This is a genomic window from Desertihabitans aurantiacus (genome assembly GCF_003344635.1).
Taxonomy (GTDB): domain Bacteria; phylum Actinomycetota; class Actinomycetes; order Propionibacteriales; family Propionibacteriaceae; genus Desertihabitans; species Desertihabitans aurantiacus.
Genome location: NZ_QPKK01000230.1, coordinates 1 through 6,208 on the forward strand (window position 1 = coordinate 1; position 6,208 = coordinate 6,208).

Here is a 6,208-nt window from a genome sequence, read left to right on the forward strand (position 1 = left end):
AGCGCGCGGTCGTTGACGTCGACGGCGTCCACCCGGGCCCGCGGCGCCACCAGCGCGACCGCCAGCGCGATCGCGCCCCAGCCGCAGCCGAGGTCGAGCACCCGGCGGGCCGTGGGCGCCGGCCGGTGGGTGCGCAGCAGGACGCCGGTGGCCAGGTCGACCCGGTCGGCGGAGAACACCCCGGAGGCGGTCTGCAGCGTCAGCGGGTGCCCCCACAGCTCGACCTGCAGCGGTCGGCGCCGCTCCGGGCCCTCGGGGGTCTCGAAGTAGTGGCTCACTCCTCGTCCTCCTCCTCGTCCAGCTCCAGCCCCAGCTCCGACCGCGCCCGCATCCGGCGGGACGCCTCCGCGCGCGCGGCGACCTCGGCGTCGGGTGGGTAGCGGACCTCCTCCAGGGTGAGCCCGCAGGCCGCCATCACGTGCACCTGGTAGTGCCGACGAGGGCTCGCCGCGACCATCGCCAGCCAGTCCAGGTCGCGCTGGCCGGTGGCGACCGCGGTCAGCGCACCCACCAGGGAGCGCACCATCGAGTGGCAGAAGGCATCGGCCCGCAGCATCACCTCGACCCGGGTGCCGAGCAGGTCGTCCACCCGTCGGGCCTCGACGTCGGTGAGCGTGCGGATGGTGGTGGCCCCGGCCTTGTGCCGGCAGAACGGGGCGAAGTCGCGCAGCCCGAGCAGGGTGGCCCCGGCGGTGTTGAAGGCGTCGACGTCGACCCGGTGCCGCACCGGCGCGACGAAGCGGCGGTGCAGCGGGTCGGGCGCCTCGTCGACCATCCGGTACACGTAGCGCCGCCAGAGCGCGGAGAAGCGGGCGTGGAAACCGGGCGGAGCAGGGGCGACCCCGAGCACCGACACGTCGGCCGGCAGCGCGCGACGGAGCCGGTGCAGGACATGGGCCGGGTCGGTGTCCGCCGGCAGGTCGACGTGGGCCACCTGGTGGCGGGCGTGCACGCCGGCGTCGGTCCGGCCCGCGCAGGTGACGGCGGCGGCGTAGGGCAGCCGGAGCACCCGGGTCAGCCACAGCTCCAGCTCGCCCTGCACCGTGCGGTAGCCGGGCTGGACGGCCCAGCCGGTGAAGTCGGTGCCGTCGTAGGCGAGGTCGATCCGCAGGCGCCGCGTCTCCGGCGTCGGGGGCGCGGTCATCGGCGCCGGAAGGTGAGGTCGCGGATGGTCCGGCCGACCGCGGTGCCCTTGGCCTCGAACTTCGTCACCGGACGGGCCTCCCAGCGCGGCGCCCACTGCTCGTGCAGGTTCTCGAACGCCTCGTGCTCGGTGAGCACCCGCAGCATCTGGTTGGCGTAGTCCTGCCAGTCCGTGGCCAGGTGCCACTGCCCGCCCGATCGCATCCGGGAGGCCACCAGGTCGGCGAACGCGGGGGTCACCAGCCGGCGCTTGCGGTGCTTGAGCTTGTGCCAGGGGTCGGGGAAGAACAGCCACAGCTCGCTCAGCGCGTCCGGCCCGAGCAGCAGCGTCAGCCCCTCCACGGCATCGGCCATCACCACGCGGACGTTCTCCACCCCGGCCCGGTTGATCCGGCTCAGCGTGCTGGCCACCGCCGGCTGGTAGACCTCGAAGGCCAGCACGTCCAGCTCCGGGCGGGCGGCGGCCATCGCCACCAGCGACTCACCCGAGCCCGAGCCGATCTCCACCGCCAGCGGGGCCTCCCGGCCGAACAGGGCCGGCAGGTCGAACGGCTCGGCGGACGGGTCGACCGAGGTCTCCCGCGGACCCTCCGGCACCGGCACCACCCACCGGTCGGCGAACCGGTCCCAGGCGTGCTGCTGGGTCTCGGTGAGCCGGGTGGTGCGGCGGACGTAGGAGACGATGCCCCTGCGGTGGCCGGTGCTCGGACGCGGGCCGCCGGCGGGGCGGGGACCCGCGGTCATCGGCCGTCCCGCTCCTTGCGCCGGCGCTCGTAGACGTACAGCGCGCTGCCGAGCACGCCGAGGAAGCTCAGGCAGACCAGGGCGCCGACCCAGAACGAGTCGGTCCACCACACCGCCAGCGCACCGGGGACGGCGCAGACCAGGGCGAGCAGGTAGAGCCGTCCCTCCTTGGCGAGGGCGGAGCGCAGGTCGCGGCGCACGGGCGGGTCGGCTGGCACGGGGGACAGGGTACGCGGGACGGTCAGCGGGTGCGGAGCCCGGCGCGGGAGGGGTCGTAGCCCCGTAGCCGCAGGCTGTTGCCGACCACGAACAGCGAGGACAGGCTCATCGCCAGACCGGCGATCAGCGGGTTGAGCAGGCCGAGGGCGGCCAGCGGGATGGCGGCCACGTTGTAGGCGAAGGCCCAGACCAGGTTGCCGCGGATGGTGCCCAGCGTCCGCCGGGCCAGCGCGATCGCGTCCGGCACCACCCCGAGGGAGGGGCGGACGAGGATCATGTCGGCCGACTTCATCGCGATGTCGGTACCGCTCACCACCGCGAGCCCGAGCCCGGCGGTGGCGAGCGCGGCGGCGTCGTTGATGCCGTCGCCGACCATCGCCACCCGGCGGCCCCGGGCCTGCAGCCGCTCGACGTGGGCCACCTTCTCCGTCGGCAGCACCCCGGCGACCACCTCGTCGACGCCGATCGCCGCGCCGACCTGATCGGCGGCGGCCGGGGCGTCCCCGGTGAGCAGCACGGTGCGCAGCCCGAGACCCTTGAGCCTGGCGACCGCCCCGGCGGCGGAGTCCTTGATGGTGTCGGCCAGCTCGAGCCCGCCGACCAGCCGCCCGTCCACCGCCAGCAGGACGAGCGTCCGGCCGCCCTCCGCGGCGGCACCCGTCCAGGCGTCGGCGGGGGAGAGGGGCACCTGCTCGCGCTCCATCAGCGCCCGGTTGCCGACCAGCACGTCGCGTCCACCGACCCGGGCGCGGGCGCCCAGCCCGCCGAGCACGGTGAAGTCGTCGGCCCCGGGCAGCGGCTCCGCACCCCACCGGCGCACCACGGCCCGTCCGATCGGGTGCTCGGAGTGCTGCTCCACCGCGGCGGCGAGCCGCAGCACCTCCTCGGTGTCCGACCCGGAGGCGTGGACGTCCACCACCTGCATCTCGCCGGTGGTCAGCGTCCCGGTCTTGTCCAGCACCACGGTGTCGATGGCTCCGGACGACTCCAGGGCGGCCGGGCCCTTGATGACGATGCCGAGCTGCCCGGCCCGGCCGACGCCGACCATCAGCGCCGTCGGCGTGGCCAGACCCATCGCGCACGGACAGGCGATGATGAGCACCGACACGGCGGCGTTGAACGCGTCCCGGACGCCGCCGCCGGCCAGCAGCCAGCCGACCAGGGTGAGCAGGGCGATCCCCAGCGCCACCGGCACGAACACCGCGACCACGCGGTCGACCAGGGTCTGCACCCGGGCCTTGCGGGCCTGGGCCTGCTCGGCCATCGTCGCCATCTGCGCCAGCTGGGTGCCGGCGCCGACCCGCTCGGCCCGCACCACCAGCCGGCCCGACAGCGCGATGGTGCCGCCGAGCACCCGGTCGCCGACCGCGACCTCGGCCGGGGCGGGCTCCCCGGTCATCATCGAGGTGTCCACCCCCGAGGCGCCGGCGGTCACCACGCCGTCGGCGGCGATCGTCTCGCCGGGACGCACCGCGAACTCGTCCCCGCGGGCCAGCGCGGAGACCGGCTCGACCCGCTCCACCCCGTCGCGGACCACCCGCACGGTGGTGGCGGCGAGCTGGTTGAGCGCGCCGAGCACGTCCCCGGCCGCCCGCCGGGAGCGGGCCTCGACGTAGCGGCCGGTGAGCAGGAAGGTGGTGACGGCGGTCGCCACCTCCAGGTAGATGGCGTCAGCCCCCTCCGGAGTGACGCCGTAGCCCAGCCAGTAGCCGGGCTCGTCGGAGCCGAGCACGATCGCCAGCACCGACCACAGGTAGGCCGAGACCACCCCGAGCGAGACCAGGGTGTCCATGCTGAACGAGCCGTGCCGCAGGTTGCGCAGCGTCGCCCGGTGGAAGGGCCAGGCGCCCCAGAGCACGGTCGGGGTGGCCAGCGCCACGGCCAGCCACTCCCAGCCGGGGAAGCGCAGCTCCGGCACCAGGGCCAGGATGATCGTCAGGCTGCCCAGCGGCACCGTGGTGACGGCGCCGAGGGCGATCCGGCGGCGCAGCGGCGCCAGCCGGTCGGGGTGGGAGGTGTCGTCGGGGTCCGCCTCGCGGTCGACCACGGTGGCGTCGTAGCCGGCGGCGCGCACCGCCTGCACCACCCGCTCGTCCAGGTCGTCGGCCGGGCCGCTGAGGACGGCCCGCTCGGTGGCGTAGTTCACCACCGCGCTGACGCCCTCGAGCTTGTTGAGCTTGCGCTCGATCCGGTTGGCGCAGGCCGAGCAGGTCATGCCCTGCAGGTCGTACTCGCGGGTGCGGGTGCTCGGCAGCGCCGTCTGGGGACGGGTCGTGGTGTCGGTCACCGGCGTCCGCTCCGCTGCTCGGTCTCCCGCTCGCGGCGGGCCAGCTCGGCCAGCATCTCGTTGTAGGCGTCGAGGGAGGTGTCGTGGCCGGCGCTGGTGGCCCGGTCGAAGCGGCGGGCGGCCCGCTCGTCGGAGCGGAACCACTGGAAGAGCAGCGCGATGGTCACCCCGAGCAGCGGCAGCTCGCCCATGCCCCAGGCCAGCTGGCCACCGGTCTGCTGGACGTCGGCCAGCGCGGAGGGCCCGCCGGGTGCACCGCTGACCGGGCGCCACAGCAGGTCGAGCCCGGAGTAGTAGTCGGCGCCGATCACCTGGCTGTTGAGCACCGCGACGGCGAAGAAGGCGTGGAACGGCATCGCGGCCAGGATGTAGCCGAGCTTGGCGATGTGGGGGATCGGGCGTCCGGGGGAGTCGACCCCGATGACCACCAGGTAGTAGAGGAAGCCGACGGCGATGAAGTGCACGTTCATCAGCTGGTGCGCCCAGTGGTACTTCATCACCGTGCCGAACAGACCGGTGAGGTAGAGGGCGTAGAAGGAGCCGACGAACAGCACCCAGATCACCAGCGGGTGGCCGAGCACGTGCAGCGCCCGGGCGTTGAGCCCGGCGTTGACCGCGTCGCGCAGCGAGAGCAGCTGGCCGGGACGCGCGGCCCCCCGCACCCGCAGCAGCAGGGTGAGCGGACCGGCCAGCACCATCAGCGCGGGAGCGCCCATGTTGAAGACCATGTGCACCACCATGTGCCAGTCGAAGCTGGTGGAGGCGTACTGCCAGACCTGGCTGACCGAGACGTAGGCGATGGTCAGCCAGCCGGCCACCCAGGCGACGGTGCGCCCGCGCGGCCAGGCGTCCCCGCGCCGGCGCAGCCGGTGGACGCCGAGCAGGTAGAGCCCGATCATCACCAGGCTGACCACCAGCAGCAGCAGGTTGACCCGGCCGGGCTGGACCAGGGCGAGGAAGGACGGCGCGTCGGGCACCTCGTAGCCGAGGAAGTTCTGCTGCGGGGTCTGCGGCACCCGGAACCGCGGCGGCACGAGCTGCGACTGCACCACCGTCGTGCCGGCCACGAGCAGCAGCAGCACCGCGTCGACGACGGTGGTCAGCCGTGCCGCAGTCAGTCCATCGCGTCGAAGGGCCACTGCCCGGACGCCCCAGGACCCGGCCAGCAGCACCAGCAGCGCCACCGCGACCACCACCGACAGCCCGTAGCCCGGCGCCAGCCACGGCTCACCGGCCAGCTCGAACCACCCAACCAGGACGCGTGCCGGCAGCGCCACCAGCAGAGTCACGCCGAGCACCCGGTGGTAGCGCCGCAGCAGGTCGCCGCGCAGCCGGTCCCGGCCGGTCAGCGCCACCGCGGCGCCGGTGGCGAGCGCCAGCAGCGGGGTGGCGAGGATGGCGGCGTCGGAGGCGAGGTCGTGGTCGGCGCCCACCGAGACCTGGGCGGTCACCACCGGCGGCAGGTGCACCAGCACCGCCACCGCCAGCAGCAGCACGCTGGTCCGCCAGGTGCGCACGAAGGGCACCACCGCGGCCAGCACGAAGGCCACCACGGCGGTGAGCAGCCAGGCCTGCGTGGTCTGGGTGGCGAGCAGGAAGTCGCGCAGGTTCGCCACGGCCACGCCGACGGCGATGCCGCTGGTGTCGGCGGCGTCGAAGGGCACCAGCGCGAGGGCGGCGGCGCACCAGCCGAGGGCCCAGTGCCGGGCCACCGCGAGCTGGTCGAGCGCGGTCTCGTCCAGCCGCTGCGGGCCGCGGCCGCGGCGGCGCCGGGTCAGCGCGACCCGGGCGAACGCGGCGACGGTGCCGACCGCG

At 74.8% G+C, this 6,208-nt stretch carries 6 protein-coding genes; all 6 read right to left on the reverse strand.

The annotated features are described in order from the left end of the window. Nucleotides 1-278 (reverse strand): methyltransferase (locus DVA66_RS15730; protein ID WP_157974047.1); only part of this gene is annotated, 278 nt, incomplete at its 3' end. Continuing rightward, the gene (gene truA / locus DVA66_RS15735) at nt 275-1,144 is read right to left on the reverse strand and encodes a tRNA pseudouridine(38-40) synthase TruA (protein WP_114560932.1); all 870 of its coding nucleotides are present in this window, start codon (nt 1,142-1,144) and stop codon (nt 275-277) included. The genes truA and DVA66_RS15730, both read right to left, overlap by 4 nt. Then, nucleotides 1,141-1,887, reverse strand: a complete 747-nt coding sequence (gene trmB / locus DVA66_RS15740; RefSeq protein WP_114560933.1) for a tRNA (guanosine(46)-N7)-methyltransferase TrmB — start codon at nt 1,885-1,887, stop codon at nt 1,141-1,143. Before trmB ends, truA begins: the two co-directional genes overlap by 4 nt. Then, nucleotides 1,884-2,105 (reverse strand): hypothetical protein, encoded by a 222-nt coding sequence (locus tag DVA66_RS15745; protein ID WP_157974048.1) that lies wholly within the window; start codon nt 2,103-2,105, stop codon nt 1,884-1,886. Before DVA66_RS15745 ends, trmB begins: the two co-directional genes overlap by 4 nt. A 23-nt stretch (nt 2,106-2,128) precedes the next feature. Next, on the reverse strand, nt 2,129-4,393 hold the full coding sequence (locus tag DVA66_RS15750) for a heavy metal translocating P-type ATPase (protein ID WP_269801633.1): 2,265 nt from the start codon (nt 4,391-4,393) through the stop codon (nt 2,129-2,131). Continuing rightward, nucleotides 4,390-6,208 (reverse strand): cytochrome c oxidase assembly protein (locus DVA66_RS15755; protein WP_157974049.1); only part of this gene is annotated, 1,819 nt, incomplete at its 5' end. The genes DVA66_RS15755 and DVA66_RS15750, both read right to left, overlap by 4 nt.

What these genes read in the sequence shown, in the direction of transcription:
- truA (WP_114560932.1), bottom strand. Translation starts at nt 1,144, where the DNA reads ATGACCGCGCCCCCGACGCCGGAGACGCGGCGCCTGCGGATCGACCTC.
- trmB (WP_114560933.1), bottom strand. Translation starts at nt 1,887, where the DNA reads ATGACCGCGGGTCCCCGCCCCGCCGGCGGCCCGCGTCCGAGCACCGGC.